This is a genomic window from Dokdonella sp. (assembly GCF_019634775.1).
Classification (GTDB): domain Bacteria; phylum Pseudomonadota; class Gammaproteobacteria; order Xanthomonadales; family Rhodanobacteraceae; genus Dokdonella.
On record NZ_JAHCAS010000001.1, the window covers coordinates 212,165 to 231,729 of the forward strand.

Sequence of the window (19,565 nt, forward strand, 5' to 3'; positions counted from 1 at the left end):
CCTGAACACGCTCACCGTAGCGGGCTCCTACCGCGAGATTCGTCAGCGCCAGGTGTCGAGCCTGCTGCGCAAGGGAGCGCCCTCGACGAAGGCGGCATCGGCGATCGGGCGGAGTTGCGCCACGAGTTCACGCGCCTCGTCGGCTTCGCCGCTGCGCGCGAGCGCGGTCGCGTAAAGCACGCCGGCTTCGACGATCAGCGGATGCGACTCGCCCCATTGCGCGCGGGAAAGCTCCCAAGCCTCGCGCGCCGCGTTGCGTGCGGCTGCGGTATCGCTGCGGGCCAGGGCCAGGCGCGCATCGGTGCGTGCCAGCAACAGGCGCCAGGTCCGGTGCTCCGAAGCCGGTTCGGCCATCGCCGCGCGCAATGCCTGCGCTTCACCGAGGCGTTGGCGTCCAAGCAGGCCTTCGATCGCTACCGCCTCGGCCTTGGCGGTCTGGAAGTTCGCCTCGCCGAAGCGGCGCCGATACTCCGCCAGCACGTGTTCAAGCGGACCGGCAGCCTCGTCGTGGCGGCCGGCCTTCGTCGCCGCGCGCGCGAGGTTGTACTCGGCACGCAGCACGATGGAACTGTCGGGATCCTGGGTGCGTAGACGCAGTGCGAGCGACTCGCGGAACAGCGGCAGGGCCGCGACCAGATCACCCATGTCCTCGTACGCGGAGGCGAGGTTGTTGAGCGGCAACGCGCGGCTTGCGTTGCGCTGGCCATCCCCCTCCATGCGCCCGTGCACGGCGAGCGCCTCGCGGTACTCGACCGCTGCATCGGCAAAACGGCCGAGGTCGTGCAGCTGCGAGCCAAGCTCGTTGTAACCGACCGCAAGATGTTCGCTCGCATCGCCATACAGCTCATGCGCAAGGGTGACGTTCTCACGCAGGATCGCAAGGGCTTCATCGTGTCGGCCGACCTGACCAAGCGCATTGGCGTAGTTGTCGAGCGAGCTCTGGTACTCGGGATGATGCTCGCCGACGCGCGCACGCTTGATCGCCAGCGCCTGTCGGTAAAGTTCGACCGCGCCGGCATTGTCACCCCGGGAAGAGGCGACGAGACCGAGATTGTGCAGCGTCGAGGCGACATTCAGGCTGTCCGCGCCGAGTTCGCGCGTGCGAATCGCCAACGAACGGCGCAGCAACGGCTCGGCCTGGTCGGCATGGCCACCCTGCTCGAGGATGATGCCCAGCGTGTTCAGCGCATCGGCCATGTCGAGCGAATCAGGCGCGGCATGCGCCTCGCGCAGGCGCAGTGACTCGCGCGCCGCAGCCTCGGCCTCGCTGGCCGGAAACTTGTTGTTCGAATAGACGACGGCGAGTTGGCTGAGCGTCGCCGCCGCCGCAAGCGGATCGTCCACGCGCGGATCGAGGTGCAGCGCGATTGCCTGGCGGAACAGCTCGACCGTGCGTGCAGGCTCGCCGATCGAGCGGTAGGCATTGCCGAGCACGTCGAGCAGGTGTGCCTTGACGCGTGGCGCGTCACCGAGTTCGTTCTCGATGCGTTTGGCACCCTCGTCGAGCACGTCGCGCGCACTGAGGTCGCGCCGCTGACGCAACTTGGGATTCGATACATTGAACACCGACACCAGGAACTCGCTGACCTGTGCCGCCGTGTTCGCCTGCACGGTCGCCTCGCGCTCGGCAACGAGCGCGCGGTCGCGTTCGGCGGCGAGCCGCCAGGTAAACATGCCGGCCAGGGCGATGAGCAGCATGGCCACCGCAGCCACGGGCCAGCGACGGCGCAGCAGGCGCGAAGCGCGGTAGGAAACGGTCTGCGGTCGTGCCAACACCGGGCGATGTGCGCGATGACGTTCGATGTCGTCGGCCAAGGCCCGTGCCGACACGTAACGAGCCTCTGCCGCATGTGCGGTCGCGCGCTGCACGATCGCATCGAGATCGCCGCGTAGCCGGCCTGCCCATGGCACATCGCGGGCGAGCGCACTCGGCCGCGCGATCGCCTGGCCGAGCAGGGTGATGGTGTGGTCGTCGGCATCGAGCCGTGCACGCCGGCAGGCAATCAGTTCGAACAGGATGAGGCCGAGCGAATAGACGTCGCTCGCAGTCGATACCGTCTCGCGGCGCAACTGCTCGGGACTCGCGTAGCGCGGCGTGACCCAGGCGCTCGCTGCACGCTGTTCCTCGACCGTGGCTCCGGCATCGAGGGCACGGGCAACCCCGAAGTCGAGGAGGATCGGAACGCCGTCCGCGCGCACGAGCACGTTCGACGGTTTCAGGTCACAATGCACGATGAAGCGCGAATGGGCGAACTCGACAGCCTTGCAGACATCGATGAACAGGGCCAGGCGCGCAGCGAGACCGAGTGCCTGCTCGCGGCAGTAACGGTCGATCGGCACGCCGTCGACGTGTTCCATGACGAAATAAGGCTGCCCACCGGGTGTCGCGCCACCATCGAGCAAGCGTGCGATGTTCGGATGCTGCAAGGTGGCGAGGATCTGCCGCTCGCGCGCGAAGTGCACGAACGTCTCCGGCGACGGGATGCCACGGATCAACTTGATCGCCGCGCGCTGGTCAAAGTGGCCGTCGGCACGTTCGGCGAGATAGACCGCACCCATGCCGCCGACGCCGAGCTCGTCGACGAGGCGCCAGGCGCCGAGCACGTCGCCGACACCGAGTTCGGACGACCCGATCCCGGCTCCCGGTACCGGCGACCCGAGCGCCGAGGTCGCTGCATCGGCGGCCAGCCAGGCATCGACCTCGGCGATCAGCAGCGGATCGGCGCCGAGTTCGAGCAGGCGCGCGTGGCGTGCCGTGGCCGGCAGGTCACGCACCGCGCCGAACAAGCGGCGCACGGTCGCCGCATGCGTGTCACGGCTCATTGCCAATGATGTCCCCTTCGAAACCATCCGCAAGCAGATGATCGGCCAGCACGGCTCGCAGCGTCCATGCCGATTCGCTCGACATCGCTGCGGTCGACGTCGGCAACGGCGCGATCTCGAACACCAGCGCACGCGGCGAGCTATCGGCATCGAGCAGGATTTCCTGTTCCTGCCAGCGTCGCAACGGGTTCGCCGCGACCGGCGGGAACACACCGACGACTTTTCCGTCGAGGCGCACCTCGGCAGCCGGCGCGCCGGCGATCTCGCCAGGCAAGCCTTCGCCGACGTCGATGCGGCGACGCAGGCGCAGCGGCCCCTCGTAGCCGCGCCCGAGATCGAAGCGGAAACGGCTGCTGCCACTCGCGTAGCGGCAGACATCGGCCGCAAGCACCGTCGGCGGTTCGTCGGCGAAACTCGCATCGAGCATCGCGCAGCTCGCACCAACCGGAAGTTCATAGTCATGGCCGGCAGCCGCGCCGGTATCGCCGACTTCGAAGCTGTCGACTTCGGCAACCAGCGGCTGTCCGCGCCGATAGGAAAAGGCGACGTGGCGCGTGCAGGCCGAGGTCGCCATGTTTGGCAAAGAACCGGCTTCCTGCTCGATGCGCACCGCGCTCGTCCAGGTCGGCGCGTCGCCAAGGAAGACGCGATACACCGCGGTCACGCCGGTCGGCATGGTCGCCACGCGCGGCGCCCCGGTCAGCGCCGCCACCCACGCGCCCTGGTCGAAATAGAAACCGCCATCGAAGAAATCCTCGACACCGGTGCCGTACCATGCCGGCGCCATCGCACCATCGATGACGATGCGTTCGTCGCCTTCGAGGACGTCGAGGCCGTTCAGCGCGTCACCCGCGTAGCGGGCGGACAGCGCGACGAGCTTGCCGGCTCCCACGTCGGCATGCACGAGGCGATCGCCGGCACCGCAGGCATCGCTCGCCCGCGCGTGGAAGCGCGCGGCGCCCGGTGCGGTCGCCAGGTCGAACGCGAGGCTGCCGGTCACGTCGAAAGGACCGGTTGCAGAGGCGTCGACGACGAGCTCGACTTTCGCCGCCTGCGCGAACGGCATCGGCCACCAGGCATACAGCACACCATCCGTACCGAGCCCCGCCAGGACGCCGCGCGCCGAGCCAGCCGCATCGGCTGCGAAGAAGTCGGCAACTGCCAGATCGACTGCGGTCTCGCCGTCAAAGTCGAAGCGGAGACGCAGATGCGGCCAGGCTGCCATCGGCACGCCGAGGCGCAGGCTACGCAGCCAGCCGCCACCGCCACGCTCGGCGAGTACCAACGTGGCCGGGCCGGTCACGCCGGTGTAGGCGAACGGTTCCGGCGCGAGAAACCCATGCCAGGGATCCTGACCGGGCGGCGTGTCGAGGAAACTGCGCAGACCACTTTCGTCGAACACAGGAAAGGCCACGACAGGCGCAGCGGATGGCAGACGCTGGAACTGCGCCTGGTACCACAGCAGGCCCCAGCCGCTCGGATCGCAGGCGAGGTTGCCCGCTTCGGCACCGGCAAGGCCGAGGCGCAGGGATTGCGTATAGGCGATCGGCACACGATGGACGTAACCACCACTCGCGGCAACGCGATCGGCCGCCAGCGGCGGCGTGAACGGCGCCAGCGAGCCATCGAACCATTGCGCCAGCGGCACGTCCATCACCAGCGCAGTGTCGATGCGCAAGCGGGCACGCACGGCCGGGTCGAAGCAGCGCGAGACGCCATCGCCCGTGGTCATCCACAGGCGCGTCATGGCACCGGCACCACGCTCGTCGAACAGCACCACCTCGTCGCCATCGCGGTACAGCCAGCGCAGCGGATACGGATTCGCCGCGGGCGGTTCTGGCCCGGCGTTGCTGCGGTCGTAGCGGCAGCCGTCGAGGCAGGTGCTGGAATGCGCAACAACGAGCTGACCGGCATCGACCTCGGCGAAGCGTGCCGGAGAACGCCAGCCTTCCCACGGCAGTTCCGCTCCGTCAGCATCAACATGCACGGAAACGACAACGAGGGCGGCGACGAAGCGCACGAGCAGCGGCATCGGCGCCATCGCATTCATCCTGACGCCGGATCTGCGCGGTCCTCGACACCGTTCGACACGACCACGGCGGCGGCGAGATCACCGGTGACGTTGAGCGTCGTACGGCACATGTCGAGGAAGCGGTCGACGCCGAGGATCAGGCCGATGCCTTCCGGCGGCACGCCGACCATGCCGCAGATCAGGGCGATGACCGGCAGCGAACCGGCCGGCACACCAGCCGTGCCGATGCCGCCGAGGATGCACACGAGCATGACCACGACCTGCTGGGTCAGGCTGAGCGGGATATCGAACAGCTGGGCGAGGAACAGCACGGTCACGCCCTCGAACAGGGCCGTGCCGTTCTGGTTCGCGGTTGCGCCGATGGTCAGCACGAAGCGCGAAACCTTGCGCGGCAGCTTGAGGTTCTCCTCGGCGACCTTGAGCGCGGTCGGCAGGGTGGCATTGCTCGACGCCGTCGAGAACGCCATGACGATCGCTTCCTGCGAGTTGCGGAAGAACGCCAGCGGCGACATGCCGCCGAACAGGCGCACGCTCAGCGAATAGACGACGAAGAAATGGATCGCCATGGCCAGCACGGCGACGCCGACATAGCCGGCGAGACGGAGCAGCAATGCCCAGCCAAACAGCGCGGCGAGGTTGAACACGAGGCAGGCGACCGCGTACGGGGCGAAGCGGATGACCAAGTGGATCAGGGTCATCGAAATCTCGAACACGCCCTCGATGACGTCCTTCGTGCGCTGCGCCAGCGGCGACTTCGTCAGCACGATGCCGACGCCGAACATCAGGGCGAAGAACATCACGGCAAGGATGTCGTTGTCGGCGGCGGCCTTGATGACGTTGGTCGGCACGATGTTGAGCAGCAGGGTCATCGCATTGCCCTGGGTTGCGCTGCCCGCAACGATGGCCTGCGCGCGCGAACCGGCGTCGGCGATCATCGAATCGGCCAGGGCCCTATCGAAGCCTTCGCCGGGCCGGAACAGGTTGACGAGGAGGATGCCGATGACGACTGCGATCGTCGACACGACCACGGTATAGCCGAGCGTCTTCCAGCCGACCCGCCCGAGCGAACGGATGTCACCCATCTCGGCCACGCCGATGACGAGGGCCGAGAACAGCAGCGGGATGACCAGCATGAACAGCAGGCGCAGGAACACCTGGCCAACCGGCTGGGTGATCCACGTGGTCAACCAGCGTACCCACTCGGCGTCACCACCGGCACCGACGTGAACGACGAGACCGGCGACGAGGCCGGTCACGAAACCGATGGCCATCTTCGTGTGCAGGGCCATGCCGGTGTGCGTGTTCATGCACAGGGCTCCGAGGCGAAGGCGATGCTCATGCGCGCACGGCGCATGGAATCACGGTGACTGTCTCGCTCGTTGCAACGAACTCCCGGCATCGACGACCCCCTTTGGGTGGCTGGAAAAGCCGGGGCTTTGGAATAGGAAATCGCATGAGGCAACGCCTTGGCTTCTTCCATTCCCTATTCCCCATTCCCCGCCCCCAAGTGTGCCGCATGCGCGCTGGCAACGGTATCGTGGCCCGGATCATGGCTCCGGATACAGCGGCGGCAATGCAGGGGCACTCTTTGCAACCACCGCATCCGGCTTCCAGCGAAATCCACCGCGGAATCCCGTGGCGAGGCGCGTGGCAAGGCCCTGACTGTCGGCACCGGCATAGCGCGCACGCTCGAGATCGGCAAGCACGGCGCATTGGTCGACATCGGCGAGCCGTTGCGCGACTTCGCCGAGATTGCGCACCTCGGCGCGTTCGCTGCGCGCCCAAGCCAGCAGGCCCTGGCCCGCGGTGACGAGATCGCCGATGGCGCAGGCACGCATGAAGCTGGCCCGCCCGGGTGGCTCGCTGGGCGGGCGCATGCCTCCAGCTGGGGCGACCCGCGGGCGTCGCCAATGCCACCACGCGACCAGGGTGACGAGCCAGAGCGCTGCAAACGCCAGTGCGGCAACGCGCCAGCGCCGGGCCTCGGCACCGGCATCGGCATCGGGCCATTGGATCGTCGACGTGGCAGCGGGTGCGGCGGCTGTCGCGACTGTCGCCGCGGCGCCGGTCACTTCGATCGCGTGCGCCGGCAGGATCGCACTCACACGCCGCTGCTGTGCGGTGTCCCACCAGTCGACGCGCAGCTCGGGCAGCACGAGGGTGCCCGGTCGAGAGGGAACGACCGCAAACTTGCGCGTGCGCTCGCCGAACAGCCAGGTGCCGTCGTCGCGCGTCTGCGTTTCGGTCTTGTCCGGATAGAGTTCTGCACCGGCGGGGGCCTCGAACATCAATTCGGGCAATTGTTCATAGCCCAGACCCTGGGCACGGATACGCAGCGTGCGCGTGACCGGCTCACCGACCGCGATACGGTCCGGCAACGTGCTTTCGTCGCTCAGTGCAAGCGATGCTGCCGGCAGCCAGGGCGCCGTACCCCAGTCCGCCGGCTTGGGCTGCACGTCGAGCGAGATCGCCTCGGACTGCGCCGATACGGCCCGTCCGCGCCGGAAGAAACCGGTCGGATCGGAACGGTCGAGCACGCTGCCACGGAAGGCGATCGGCGGAATCACTTGTGTGCCGCTGCGCTCGGGAATCAATGCGTAGTGGCGTTCGAGCACGTTGTAGCGGCGTCCGCCGACCGTCGCACCATACGGCCGGTCGCGACCGAGTTTCTGCACGACGATGCCATCGGCCACCGGTTCGCCGAGCGCGCCCTCGGTGAGATCTACCGCGTAGTACAACTTGACCACGAGCCGCACCTGCTGCTGCACCCAGGGCGCGGCGGGCTCTGCACTCGCCTCGACGAAAACCTCGTCGCCTGGACGACCTAGTGCACCAGCCGGCGCGGCGGCGACGACGAGCCTGAGCGGCTGGGTCTCCAGCGCACCGACCTTGATCGACGGGATCGTGAACGTGCCGGTGCGTTTCGGTTCGAGTCCGATCGCCCACAGGTTCTTCGTGGTGGAACGCCCATTGACGAGGCTGAACTGCTTGCTCGACTGCGTGCCGAGCAGGCCGAAGTCTCCACCAAGCGGCGTGAAATCCGGTTCACCGCCGGCATCACCCTCGACTTCGACGTTCAGCGTGACCGTTTCGCCCAGCTGCATCGCATCACGATCGAGCCAGGCGTGCGCGCCCGCAGCCAGAACCGGCGGCGACGCCAACACGATCACCAGCAGCACATACGCGATCCGTATCCATCGCCTCGCCATCATCCACCACCTCCGCGCTGCCGTCGTTCGTACTCGAGCTGGAACTTCCGCCGCAGAAGACCACCCGGATCGTCTGGCACGCGTTGCAACCATTGCTCGATCGCCTGCTTCTGCTCGCGCGCAGCCTCCTCCTCGCGCGACACGGCGAGCGGCGTTTCGCCTTGGTCGTGCGATTCCTCACCGAGCGCCTGATCGATCGCCTGCGACAAGGCCTGCCGGTCCTGCTCACGCTGCTCGGCCGGCTTTTCCGCGTCGACTTTTGCATCGCCCTGCGTATCGTTCTTGTCCTGGCCTTCGCGCGGGTCGCCCTCATTCTGCTGACCATCCTTCTGCTGGTCGCCCTTTTGTTGGCTGTCCTGCTGCTGGCCATCCTGCTCCTGACCATCCTGCGATTCGCCGCCCTGCGCCTGCTCGCCTTGCTGTTGATCGTCCTGCTGCCCACCGCCCTGCTGTTGGTCATCCTGCCGCTGGCCATCCTGTTGCTGGCCGTCCTGCTGCCGATCGCCGGACTGCTGCGAATCCTGATCCTTCTGCTGGCGCTCGAGCCATTCCTTGACCGCCGCATGATTCGCCTTGGCGTCGTCCATGTCGGGTGCCGCGGACAGCGCACGCTCGTAGGCGGCCAGCGCCTCCTCGTAGCGGCCGAGCCGGGCCAGCGCGTTGCCGCGGTTGTAGTCGGCATCGGCGCCCTGTGCGGCGGCGAAGGCTTCCTCCGCCGCGGCATGGTCGCCCTCGCGATAGGCGGCGCTGCCACGCAGGGCCGGATCGCTTGCGAGTTCGCGTGCGCGTGCGTTGTCGCCTTCGGCGAGTGCGGCGGCGGCCTGCTGGTCGCGGCGCAGCCACAGGTCGGCGAACTCGAAGGCCTCGGCATGCGGCAGCGGCAACACGACCAGCGCGAGCACGACCAGCCAGCCGCGACGGAATGCGAGCAAGGCCAGCGGCAACAGGGCCAGCGCGAACCATGGGCCACGATCGCGGAAACGTGCGCTGGCCGCTTCACTTTCGCCGCCGGAGGAGGCCGAACCGCGCAGGTCGCCAAGCAAGACCGCAAGATCGCCACGATCGGCAGCGAGCGTCGCGTAGCGTCCGCCGCCGGCATCGGCCAATGCGCGCAAACCGGCCTCGTCGAGTTTCGGCAGGACGATGTTGCCGGCCGAGTCCTGCAGGAATCCGCCTTGCGACAAGGGCACCGGCGCCCCCGCAATGCTGCCAATGCCCAGCACCGACACGGAGAAGCCGCGCGCGTGCGCGGCGCGCGCCGCCTCGATGCCGCCGCGGCCGGACGCATCGGCGATCACGATGATCTCGCCGCGGCTGAGCCCAGCCTGTTCGATGAGGCGCTGCGCCTGCGTGATCGCGCGCCCGGTGGCATTGCCGGTGACCGGCATGACGCCGGGATCGAGAGCAGCAACCAGGTTGCGTACCGTCTCGATGTCATCGGTCAATGGTGCTGCAACGAAGGCATCGCCGGCATAGCCGATCAAGGCCGTCTGCAGGTCACGGCTCGCATCGAGGATGTCGTTGATCTTGTATCGGGCTCGGGCGAGCCGGGTCGGCTTGACGTCGGCGGCAAGCATGGTCGGTGCGAGTTCGAGGGCGATGACGCGCGCGGCATCGTTGCGGTAGAGCGGCAGGTTCTCGCGCTCCCAGGCCGGGCCGGCGAGCGCGATGCAGGCCAGGGGCCACAGCACCGTCGCCAGCCATGGCGCGGTCGAGCGCGCCTGCATCGGTGCCGCTTCGAGCAGGTATGGCAGCAGATGCGCGTCGACCACGTGCCGCCACGCGCCGGCCTGGCCGCGCGCGCGCCGCACGAAGACCCAAGCCAGAGGCAGGGCGAGCAAGGCAAGCAGCCACCATGGCCGCAGGAAATGGAAATCGGCCAGCGCATTCATCGTGCCGGCTCCGCCACGCCGCGAATGCGCCGCCAGTCCGGCAGCAGTGCGGCCAACACCGTGAGCACGAGAGCCAGGCTCAATGGCCAGGTGTAGATCTCGGCGACTGGGCGCAAAGCTTCGGCCGCACCGAGCACCGGCTCCAGGCGATCGATGTCGTGGTAGATGCCCGCCAGTTCGGCCGTGTCACGGGCGCGGTAGAAACGTCCACCCGTTCGCTCGGCCATCTCGGTCAGCATGGACACATCGAGCTCTGCCGACGGGTTGTAGCGTTGCGTGCCGAACAGGGAATCGACCGCCATCGATTCGGCGCCGATACCGACTGTGTACACGCGCACCTTGCTGGCGACGGCGAGTTCTGTCGCCTTGCGCGGATCGAGTTCGCCGGCATTGCTGACGCCATCGGTCAGCAGGATCACCACACGCTGATTTTCCGGGCGGTCGAGCAAGCGCTTGACGGCGAGGCCCAGGGCGTCGCCGATCGCGGTCTCGCGCCCGGCCAGGCCAATCGTCGCCTCGTCGAGCTGACGCGCAACGGTAGCAAGGTCGAAGGTCAACGGCGTCAGCAGATAGGCGCGTGAGCCAAACAGGATGAGGCCGACGCGGTCGCCGTGACGGCGCTCGATGAAGTCGGTGGCGATCGCCTGTACGGTGGAGAAGCGATCGGCGGCTCGATTGCCGAGCTGCATGTCCTGGATGCCCATGCTGCCCGAGGTGTCGACGGCGAGCAGCAGATCGCGACCGCTGCGCGGCACGTCCTCGATTTCACCAAGCCATTGCGGGCGCGCGGCCGCGGCGACCAGACTGGTCCATGCCAACACAGCAAGCAGGCGACGCAAGCGCGGCACACTGTTTGCCGATGCCGTACCCGGCAGGACGAATCCGGCATGTGGCAGGCGCAATGCACTGGCTGCGGATGCACGGGCACGCGGCAGCAGCCACGCGGCGAGCAATGGCAACGGCAAGGCGGCGAAGGCGAGTGGCCAGGCGAACTCAAGCATGCACGGGCTCCCGCTCCACCACGCGTACGAGCCAGCGCCGTACCAGCGCGAGTACCGCATCGGTATCGAATGCAGCCGCACGCTGCCACGGAGCATCGGCAAGCACGTGCCCCGCTCCGCGCGTGAAGGCGTCGGTATCGAGCTGCGCATCGAGGAAGGCCAGCCAATCGTCGCCCTGCAGTGTTGTCGCGCGGGCATCGACGAGACGCGCCGCACGCCGCAGCAAGATCGAGAGCTCTGCGGCGAGGCGCGCCGCGTCACCGCCTTCGGCATGGCGGCGCGCGATGGCGTCGAGTTCGCCGATCACGGCATTGCGCCAACGCCGCCGACGTGTCGCGTGCACGATACGCCAAATGCCGAAGGCAATCACGGCCAGGCCGATCGCGGCCAACAGCCACCAGCCAGGTGCCGGCGGCCACCACGATGGATCGGCTGGCAGGTGGATGTCGCGCAGGACCGGACCGTTGGCATTCATGCCTGGCTGTCCTTCGGTGCGCCAGTGCGTGCCGTGAACGGCAGGATCGCGCGCCGCAGGTCGCCATCGGTGGCAAGTTCGACGACGCGCGCGCCAATGCGCGTGAGGCCCGCCCTCATTTCGTCACGCAAGGCACCGAAATGACGACTCCAGGCAGCGCGCAGTCCGCGGTCGGTGAAGTCGAGCACCTGACGACTGCCGCCGAAGCTCAGCGCATAGCGTCCTGGCGGCGGTGGCGCATACTCGATTGCATCGCCAACCATCAGGCAACCGAGTTCGTGGCGCGCGGCGAATCGCCCAAGCATCGGCCAGGCCGCCGCGTCCGCGCTGAAGCCATCGCTGACGATCACGAGGCGCATTCCAGGACGCAACAGGCGGCGTGCGCGCTCAAGCGCAGACGACAACGATTCTGTCTGCGCGATTGCCGCGGCATCCCAATCGCGCAACGCGCGCAGCACGCGCAGGCAGCCGCGGCGTCCACCCGCCGGCTTGACCTCGTCACGAATTCCTCCGCCGAAACCGAGTACACCGACGCGGTCGCCGCTGTCGGTCACGATCCACGCGAGCAGGGCCGCGGCACGCGCGGCCTGCACACTCTTGAAGCGCTCGCGTGTGCCGAAACGCATGCCTGGATTGAAATCGAGCATGAGCAGCAAGCCGTGCTCGCGCTCCTCTTCGAACAGTTTGGTGTGCGGGGTGCCGCTGCGCGCGGTAACGCGCCAGTCCATGTGGCGGATGTCGTCGCCAACCTGGTACACCCGCGACTCACGAAAATCGACGCCACGCCCACGCCAACGCGAAGCATGCCCGCCACCGCGCGCCGCCGCACTGCGACGCACCTCGGCCAACGCCGCACCACGTGCCAGCGGCGCGACGGCGAGCAGTTCCTCGAGGGTCACTTGGATGGCAGGGTTGGATGGCATGAAAAGGGACTGGAGTCTGGGGAGCGGGGCCCGGGGCAGGCCAAGCGTGCTCGGTCACATCCGCGAACACCGTACAGGCAAAAACCGTCGCAACATCGCATGCCTGTCTCGATCATCGATTCCTGCGCCTGGGCATCTGGCCAAAAACCCGACCACGCTTATCCGTTGCTACGGCAGCGGAACGCGCTCAAGCAGGAGCGCAACCGCCCGCCCGCTATCAATCCCCTCCGCCTCGGCCTCGTAGCTCATCAGCACGCGATGGCGCAGCACGTCGGCGGCGATGGCGTGTACGTCTTCCGGGGTGACGTAGTCGCGGCCGGCAAGCCAGGCATGCGCGCGGGCGCAGCGGTCGAGGGCGATGGTGCCGCGCGGGCTCGCGCCCCAGCTGATCCAGCGCGCGAGTTCATCGCCATAGCGGGCCGGTTCGCGCGTGGCGAGGACGAGCTGGACGAGGTAGTTCTCGAGGGCCGGGGCGAGATGCAGGTCAAGCACCTCGGCGCGAGCGGCGAACACGTCGGCCTGGCTGAGGATGCGTTGCGGCGGCGGCGCTGCGGTGGCGACTGCACCGCGCGCGCGATCGCGGGCGAGGCGCAGAATCTCGGCCTCGGCGCCGGCCTGCGGATAGTCGATGCGCACGTGCAGCAGGAAGCGGTCGAGTTGCGCTTCCGGCAGCGGATAGGTGCCTTCCTGTTCGATCGGGTTCTGCGTCGCCATGACGAGGAACAGCGGCGGCAATGCGAACGTCGCACGCCCGACCGTGACCTGCCGCTCGCCCATCGCTTCGAGCAGGGCCGACTGCACCTTGGCCGGGGCACGGTTGACCTCGTCGGCGAGGATCAGGTTGTGGAACAGCGGACCGCGCTGGAACTCGAACTGCGCTGTCTGCGGCCGGTAGATCTCAGTGCCGGTGAGGTCGGCAGGCAACAGGTCCGGGGTGAATTGCACGCGATGGAAGTCGGCCTCGATGCGTGCGGCGAGTTCCTTGATCGCGGTGGTCTTGGCCAGACCGGGCGCGCCTTCGACGAGCAGGTGGCCGTCGGCGAGCAGGGCGATCAGCAGGCGCTCGACGAGGGCCTGCTGGCCGATGATGCAGCGAGAGAGTTCGTCGTGCAGGCGGGCGAACGCGCCGGCGGCGGCGCTCTGGGTGGATTCGGGCATGTCCATGGAATCGTTGCGGTCGGTTCGGCCAATGATGTCACGTCGGAACACGTGCGCGCTTGGACAACAGACGGAGCCCCGGGTTTCCCCAACCTATGGCATGGGTGCAACCACACTCACGACCGCAACACATCCTCGAGTGTGACCGGGCGCCCGGTCAGCCAGCCTTGTGCGTAGTCGCAGCCCATCTCGCCGAGCATGCGCAACTGGTCCGTGGTCTCGACGCCTTCGGCGATCATTTCGCAGCCGAGCGCCTCGGTCATCGCCAGCACGGCCTTGACCAGGGCGACGCCGCGTGGCCGGTCGAGGGCACGAACGAAACTCTGATCGAGCTTGATGCGGTCGAAGTCGAGCGACAGCAAGGGGCCGAGGTTCGAATATCCGGTGCCGAAGTCATCGAGCGCGACCTCCATGCCGGCCTCGTGGCAGCACGTGATCAGCGCGGCGATCTCGGGGCGATCGAGGACCAGGCTTTCGGTGATCTCGACTTCGAGGCAGGCCGGCGGCAGTCCACGCGACCGCAAATGGGCGAGCATGCGCTCGACCAGAGCCGGATCCTCGATCTGGCGCGCCGACACGTTCAAGGCGATGAACGGCAACGGCTTGCGGCCACGCCGTTGCAGTTCGGCGAGCATGTCACATACACGTTCGAGTACGTATTCACCAACCGGTACGATCAGCGAGGTTTCTTCGGCCAGGCGGATGAACTCACCGGGAGAGACCGCTCCGCGCTCAGGGTGCTGCCAGCGGATCAATGCTTCGTAGCCAGCGACGACACCATGCTCGATGTGCAGGATCGGCTGCAGGCACACGTCGAGCGCGGCATTTTCGAGCGCCATGCGCAACTCGCTCTCGAGACGGATCTTGTCCATCGCACCAGCGTCGCTCTCACTTGCCGAGTGCAATCCGTCAACTTCACCGGTGAGTCTTGCCAGTGCCGAACGATAACGCTTGAGCTGACTCATCAACAGGGCGCGCACCACCGGGTCGGCTGCGGCAAGCCGCTCCGCGAACTGACTGCGATCGACCGGTGTGAGCACGCAGTCCGTCAGAGCAAGCGCCGTGGCCGAGCGTGGCGCATCATCGAGCACGGCCATCTCGCCGAGCAGGGCGCCCGGCCCGAGTTCCGCAAGCAGGCACTCCTCGCCGTGCTGGAGAGTGCTCACGGCAATCCGCCCGGACTCTATGAGGAAGGCGGTCGTCGGCGCATCGCCTTCACGGAAGACGATGTTGCCTGCACCGACACGCTGTCGCTGTGCCTGGTCCATATCGCGTCCCCTGCCTTGGCTCTGCGAGATGCCCATGGTGCCATCGCGACTCGATGAATGTCAGTGCTCGCCCGCTGGCGTGTCCATGAAAGCGAAGGGGCCGCTTGCGCAGCCCCTTCGATCACATGGTTGATGCAAGCACCTCAGTCACAGGGACTGAAGTCACATGCAGCTCCCACCGGTCCGAGCCTGACCGTCGCAGAAAGCCCCTGCGGCGTCGTGTAGACGCAGACACCCGTCGCCAGCGTTTTCGGTGGCGTGGCGGTGTCGGCGAAGCCCTGGGCAGTGATCGTGTGATGGGTCGTGCCACTGGTACCGGTCACGCCCGAGAACGTCGACGGCACGATCGAGGCGCCACTGCTGGATCCCGACGCGGTGACCGTACACGTGCCGTTGACCTGCACCCCGGAAACCGGGTTGCCGGCGGTGTCGCGGGCAGTCAGCGTGATCGTGCGGGTCACGGGCGCATTGCCAACCTGTACGAAGCCGGGCGAGGCCTGCAGGGTCGCCAGATTGACGATGATGTCGACGCTCGCCGCTGCGCCGCCGAAGAAGAAGCGCAGCACGCCGCTCGGAGCCGAGTCGGTGCTCGCACCGAGACCCGAGGTGACCACGGTCGCCGTCGCGCAGCCGTTCGCTCCCGTGCTCGAAGCGAGCACGCCGGAACCGAGCACGCCGTCGACACGCCCGGTACCTTGCGGCAGCTGGAACGAGAAGCCGATGCGCGCACGCTGGATCGGTGCCAGCATCGCATCGGTCAGGCAGACGATGACCTGTTGAGTGGTGTTGCCAAGGATCGGCGACGGCGCGGCTGTCAGGGTCGCCGGCGCGAGGCCCGGATACGAACCGATCTCGGCATCCGTTACACGCTTGGCACCGCCCGTCACCGAGTCGACGCTCTCACCCTGCGCCCAGATGACATTGAGGTATCCAAGGGTGGAGATCGTGTAGTTCAACGTCGCCGAGGCACGGCCGATGTCGTTGGTGACGCCGGTGGCCGTGATGTTGCCGTGCTGGGCACGCGCCACGACATACGGCAGAACCGGTCCATAGTTGACGCTGCTGCCGGTCGTGTTGTTGAGGTTGAAATTCGAACTCGTATTGAGGCTGGTCTGCGAATTGATGTTGGCAACGGTCAGCGCGCTCTCGAGGTCGCTGTTGCCCTGCACGTCCTTGCCGAACACGACGAGCACGTCACCCGGGCCCGCTCCGCCGCCACCGGTGACGAACTGGCCGCTCACCGAGGTGAACAGGCTGCCACCCTCCTGCGCATCGCCGTCGATGCCCGACATCGAGAAACGGTCGGCGGGTACGTTGTACGGTTCGTCGATGACGCCGAAGCGGATCACCGTGCCGGGAACGACAGGATTGCCCTGGCGGTCATTGGCCAGCGCGCTGATGGTCAGACTGTAGGTCGCATCGGGATCGGGCGGAATGCCGTCGTCACCGGGCGGATCGAGGTCTTCCGGCGGAACCACGCCATCGGAGACGCGGTTAACGCGCAGCGCATTGATGATCGGCGAGGTCAGGGTCAGGCTGAACAGCTTGCCGTCGGAAACGACCACGGTCGTGGTCGCCGAGATCGGGTCGCCGATGCCGTTGCTGGTGTTGTTGTCGGCACGGTCGACGGTCGCACGTACCTGAATCGGCCCCTGGGTCGAGCCGGCCTGGAACGAAGCCGTGGCGATGCCGTTGACCGTGCGCGTTTGAACCGTGGTCCCGGTGACGGGGCCGCCCGACGAGGTTGCCGAGAGGATCGCACCACCGGCGGCGCCGACGATCTCGAGGCGCACGTTGTCGGCCGAGCCCGGATCGGGCACCGGCTGGTTGGCGCCGTCGCGGACGCGGACGGTGATGATGGAACTGGTATTGCCACCCGCACCCGGGACGTACACGCTGGTCGGCGAGGGCGCGATGTCAAGCGCGGCCGGCAGCGGGGTCGCGCCGGCGACGGTGAAGTTGAGCGTGCTGGTGACGGTGCGGCTGGTCAGCGGATCGACCGCCGAGACCGTCAGCGTAGCCGTGCCGGCGACGTCATAGGACGTCACGAACACCGAGTTCGAGCCGTTGTTGAGCACGATCGGCAAGGTCACGTTGCGTGTTGCAAATTCGTTGATATCCGTCGACGGATCGTCCGGGGGCGACAGACTGGCGACCGTCACCGGGCTGATCGTCGCGGTTGCCGGCCCGTTCGGTGCGGTCAGGGTTCCGCTGGAATTGCGAAACGCGATCGCAACCTCGGCCACGAAGGGCGAGCCAGGATAGGGCAGCACATTGTTCGAGTTGAGCGGCAGGCTGGTCCGTGTCGCGGTCAGCGTGATCGTGCCGTTGGCCGGCGGCGAAGCGGCACCGCCGCCATCACCACCGCCGCCGCCGCAGCTCGAAAGGACCAGGCTGGCGAGCAGCAGTCCAAGGGTCTTGAAGGGGAATCTCATGGGGGTTCTCCAGGCTCGCAATGGGGTAGTCACGGTCACGTCTCGAAGGCGCGCGGTTCAGCGCGCCCTGCCCCTGGACGTCTATCTAAGGCTTTCGCTGAGGATGCGCGGGGTGACGAAGATCAGCAGTTCGGCCTTCGTGTCCGTGCGTCCATTCCTCTTGAACAGGTTGCCGAGCACCGGCAGGTCACCAAGGAACGGAACCTTGGTCAGGTCGTCACGCTTCTCAACTTCGTACACGCCACCGAGGACGACGGTCTGGCCATTGTCGACCAGCACCGAGGTATTGATCTCACGCTTGTCGAGCTGCGGGACCTGGCCACCACCCGGGTTGTCGATGAAGCCGGCGATCGCGTCCTTCTTGACCGCGAGGTTCAGCACGACGCGGTCGTCGGCAGTAATCGTCGGTGTGACCTTGAGTTCGAGCACGGCTTCCTTGAACTGCACGGTCGCGGTGCCCTGGCCAGCACCACCACCAGAGTTCTGGAAGGTCACATAGCCGATTTCCTGGCCCTGCTTGATCACTGCTTCCTTCTGGTTGGCGGTGACCACACGCGGGCTCGAAACCACCTCGCCACGCCCTTCGGTCTGCGCTGCCGAGAGCTCGAGGTCGAGCAGGTAGTCGGCACCGAGGATGGCAAGGCCGAAGCTGCCGGCCGGATTCGTTGCCGGCAGGTTGACGTTCAAGCGGTCGCCACCGGGCACGAGTACACCGCCACCGGTCGTGGTCGACGGACTGATGACCGGCAGACCATTGCCGCCGGCAAAGCGGTTGCGCAGGGCGAGATTGGTCATGCGGTCGACTGCTGCGGAGTTGCCCGAGGTCGAAATGACGTTGCCGTGGCGATCCTCGTAGCCACCGCTGATGCCGAAGCGGACGCCCAGCTCGCGTGCGAACGAGTCGGTCGCGATGACGATGCGCGATTCGATCAGGACCTGCTGGACCGGACGGTCGAGCACGGCGATGAGCTGGCGAATCTCCAGCACCTTGGCCGGCGTGTCGCTGACCAGCAGGGTGTTGGTGCGGTCGTCGTAGCTGACCGTGCCGCGCTGCGAGAGAAAGCCGCGCGCCTGGTTCTGTTGACTGGCGCCACCGCTCCCCTGATTACCCTTCGACTCCTGGGTCAACAGTGCAGCGATGTCCCGGGCGTTGCCGTAGCTGATCGGGATGTAGTCGGAAACGAGCTCGACCTTGTCTTCCATTTGCAGCCGTGCGTCAGCCAAGGCCTGTTCACGGTCGGCGATTTCCTTCTGCGGCGCGACCCAGATTACGTTGCCCTGCTTGCGCTGGTCGAGACCCTTGGCCTGCAGGACGATGTGCAAGGCCTGGTCCCAAGGCACATTGATCAGACGCAGGGTAACGTTGCCCTGCACGCTGTCCGCGACAACGATGTTGAGATCGGAGACATCGGCGATCAGCTGCAGGACCGAACGTGTCGGAATGTCCTGGAAGTTGAAGGTGACACGGCTGCCGCTGAAGGTCGGTTCGGCATTCTTGCCCTTGGCCTTGTCGTCTTCGCGCTTCGGCGCGATCTCGACGACGTATTCATTGCCCGCCTGGTAGGCCAGCTGCTCGAATGGCGGCTGCACGGCGATGTCCAGGCGCACGCCGGCACCGCGCGAGCGCGTCTCGATCGACTGCACGGGAGTGGCGAAGTCCAGCACGTCAAGGCGCCGGGCAAGGTTCGGCGGCAGCTTGACATTCGGCACGTCGAGGATCACGCGATCGCCTTCTCGACGCAGGTCGGCGGCGGCACCTGGAGCCGAGAAGTTGACGATGATGCGGCCTTCGCCAGCCTTGCCGCGGCGGAAGTCGACATTGGTCAGTTCGACACCATGGGCGGCAACCGACTTGGTCGGATTCGCCGCGGCCGCCGAGGCGGCGGCGGGTGTAGCACCGCTCGCATTGGACGCGACACTCAACACGAGTTCGCGACCATTGATGCGGGTCTCGTACGCGGCGGGGCGGAACAGGTCGACGACGACTCGTGTGCGTCCGGCCGCCTCAACCGCAGAAGCCCCTGCTGTGGCGCCAGCACCGATCTCGATACGTCGCTGACTGAGTCCATTGCGCGTGTCCGGCAGGTCGAGCGCAATGCGTGGCGGCGAGTCGGTGGTGAAGGCCTGCGGCTCACCGACCGCCTCGGCGAAGCGCAAGGTGATCTCGACACGCCCACCCGGCTGCGCCGTGTAGCTCATGTCTTCGAGCACGTTGTCGGCCTGGGCGGTGCCCGCAATTGCGAGCCCGAACAGGGCGAACAGACCCGCAAGGCGGTTCTTCTTCCTGACTGCGCCGGGCGCCTGCCCGAGGATGTGCTTGGCTGTCGTGGTCATCTCATCACCCCCAAA

Annotated in this window: 12 protein-coding genes; all 12 read right to left on the reverse strand. The window is 67.1% G+C overall.

The genetic code is table 11. The features are described 5' to 3' along the window. Positions 1–42: 42 nt before the first annotated feature. The 12 genes from KF907_RS00925 to pilQ all read right to left on the reverse strand — a co-directional run bounded on the left by KF907_RS00925 (position 43) and on the right by pilQ (position 19,550). Entirely contained in the window at positions 43–2,823 is a 2,781-nt protein-coding gene (locus KF907_RS00925; protein WP_291217192.1) for a serine/threonine-protein kinase, read from the reverse strand. Further along, positions 2,813–4,864: a DUF2961 domain-containing protein gene (locus tag KF907_RS00930; protein ID WP_291217195.1), complete on the reverse strand. Its 2,052-nt coding sequence runs from the start codon at positions 4,862–4,864 to the stop codon at positions 2,813–2,815. The genes KF907_RS00925 and KF907_RS00930 overlap by 11 nt, the downstream gene beginning before the upstream one ends. 5 nt (positions 4,865–4,869) lie before the next feature. Then, entirely contained in the window at positions 4,870–6,162 is a 1,293-nt protein-coding gene (locus KF907_RS00935; RefSeq protein WP_291217198.1) for a dicarboxylate/amino acid:cation symporter, read from the reverse strand. A gap of 240 nt (positions 6,163–6,402) precedes the next feature. After that, positions 6,403–8,034, reverse strand: coding sequence for a BatD family protein (locus tag KF907_RS00940; protein WP_291217201.1), 1,632 nt, complete (start codon positions 8,032–8,034; stop codon positions 6,403–6,405). Positions 8,035–8,063: 29 nt separating this feature from the next. Then, positions 8,064–9,956, reverse strand: a complete 1,893-nt coding sequence (locus KF907_RS00945) for a VWA domain-containing protein (RefSeq protein ID WP_291217204.1) — start codon at positions 9,954–9,956, stop codon at positions 8,064–8,066. Then, the gene (locus KF907_RS00950) at positions 9,953–10,957 is read right to left on the reverse strand and encodes a VWA domain-containing protein (RefSeq protein ID WP_291217206.1); all 1,005 of its coding nucleotides are present in this window, start codon (positions 10,955–10,957) and stop codon (positions 9,953–9,955) included. The genes KF907_RS00945 and KF907_RS00950 overlap by 4 nt, the downstream gene beginning before the upstream one ends. Then, on the reverse strand, positions 10,950–11,432 hold the full coding sequence (locus KF907_RS00955) for a DUF4381 domain-containing protein (RefSeq protein ID WP_291217208.1): 483 nt from the start codon (positions 11,430–11,432) through the stop codon (positions 10,950–10,952). The genes KF907_RS00950 and KF907_RS00955 overlap by 8 nt, the downstream gene beginning before the upstream one ends. Continuing rightward, the gene (locus tag KF907_RS00960) at positions 11,429–12,355 is read right to left on the reverse strand and encodes a DUF58 domain-containing protein (protein ID WP_291217211.1); all 927 of its coding nucleotides are present in this window, start codon (positions 12,353–12,355) and stop codon (positions 11,429–11,431) included. Before KF907_RS00960 ends, KF907_RS00955 begins: the two co-directional genes overlap by 4 nt. 168 nt (positions 12,356–12,523) lie before the next feature. After that, complete coding sequence (locus KF907_RS00965) at positions 12,524–13,519, reverse strand: AAA family ATPase (protein ID WP_291217213.1); 996 nt, start codon at positions 13,517–13,519, stop codon at positions 12,524–12,526. A 110-nt stretch (positions 13,520–13,629) separates the two neighbouring features. After that, the gene (locus KF907_RS00970; RefSeq protein ID WP_291217216.1) at positions 13,630–14,817 is read right to left on the reverse strand and encodes an EAL domain-containing protein; all 1,188 of its coding nucleotides are present in this window, start codon (positions 14,815–14,817) and stop codon (positions 13,630–13,632) included. A gap of 107 nt (positions 14,818–14,924) precedes the next feature. Continuing rightward, the gene (locus KF907_RS00975; RefSeq protein ID WP_291217219.1) at positions 14,925–17,216 is read right to left on the reverse strand and encodes a hypothetical protein; all 2,292 of its coding nucleotides are present in this window, start codon (positions 17,214–17,216) and stop codon (positions 14,925–14,927) included. Positions 17,217–17,297: 81 nt separating this feature from the next. Next, positions 17,298–19,550 (reverse strand): type IV pilus secretin PilQ, encoded by a 2,253-nt coding sequence (pilQ, locus tag KF907_RS00980; RefSeq protein ID WP_291217221.1) that lies wholly within the window; start codon positions 19,548–19,550, stop codon positions 17,298–17,300. Between the last annotated feature and the right edge of the window lie 15 nt (positions 19,551–19,565).

Coding starts and splice junctions, on each gene's coding strand:
- KF907_RS00955 (WP_291217208.1), bottom strand. CDS start 11,432: ATGAATGCCAACGGTCCGGTCCTGCGCGACATCCACCTGCCAGCCGAT.
- KF907_RS00945 (WP_291217204.1), bottom strand. CDS start 9,956: ATGAATGCGCTGGCCGATTTCCATTTCCTGCGGCCATGGTGGCTGCTT.
- KF907_RS00975 (WP_291217219.1), bottom strand. CDS start 17,216: ATGAGATTCCCCTTCAAGACCCTTGGACTGCTGCTCGCCAGCCTGGTC.
- pilQ (WP_291217221.1), bottom strand. CDS start 19,550: ATGACCACGACAGCCAAGCACATCCTCGGGCAGGCGCCCGGCGCAGTC.
- KF907_RS00930 (WP_291217195.1), bottom strand. CDS start 4,864: ATGGCGCCGATGCCGCTGCTCGTGCGCTTCGTCGCCGCCCTCGTTGTC.
- KF907_RS00950 (WP_291217206.1), bottom strand. CDS start 10,957: ATGCTTGAGTTCGCCTGGCCACTCGCCTTCGCCGCCTTGCCGTTGCCA.
- KF907_RS00965 (WP_291217213.1), bottom strand. CDS start 13,519: ATGGACATGCCCGAATCCACCCAGAGCGCCGCCGCCGGCGCGTTCGCC.
- KF907_RS00925 (WP_291217192.1), bottom strand. CDS start 2,823: ATGAGCCGTGACACGCATGCGGCGACCGTGCGCCGCTTGTTCGGCGCG.
- KF907_RS00970 (WP_291217216.1), bottom strand. CDS start 14,817: ATGGGCATCTCGCAGAGCCAAGGCAGGGGACGCGATATGGACCAGGCA.
- KF907_RS00935 (WP_291217198.1), bottom strand. CDS start 6,162: ATGAACACGCACACCGGCATGGCCCTGCACACGAAGATGGCCATCGGT.
- KF907_RS00960 (WP_291217211.1), bottom strand. CDS start 12,355: ATGCCATCCAACCCTGCCATCCAAGTGACCCTCGAGGAACTGCTCGCC.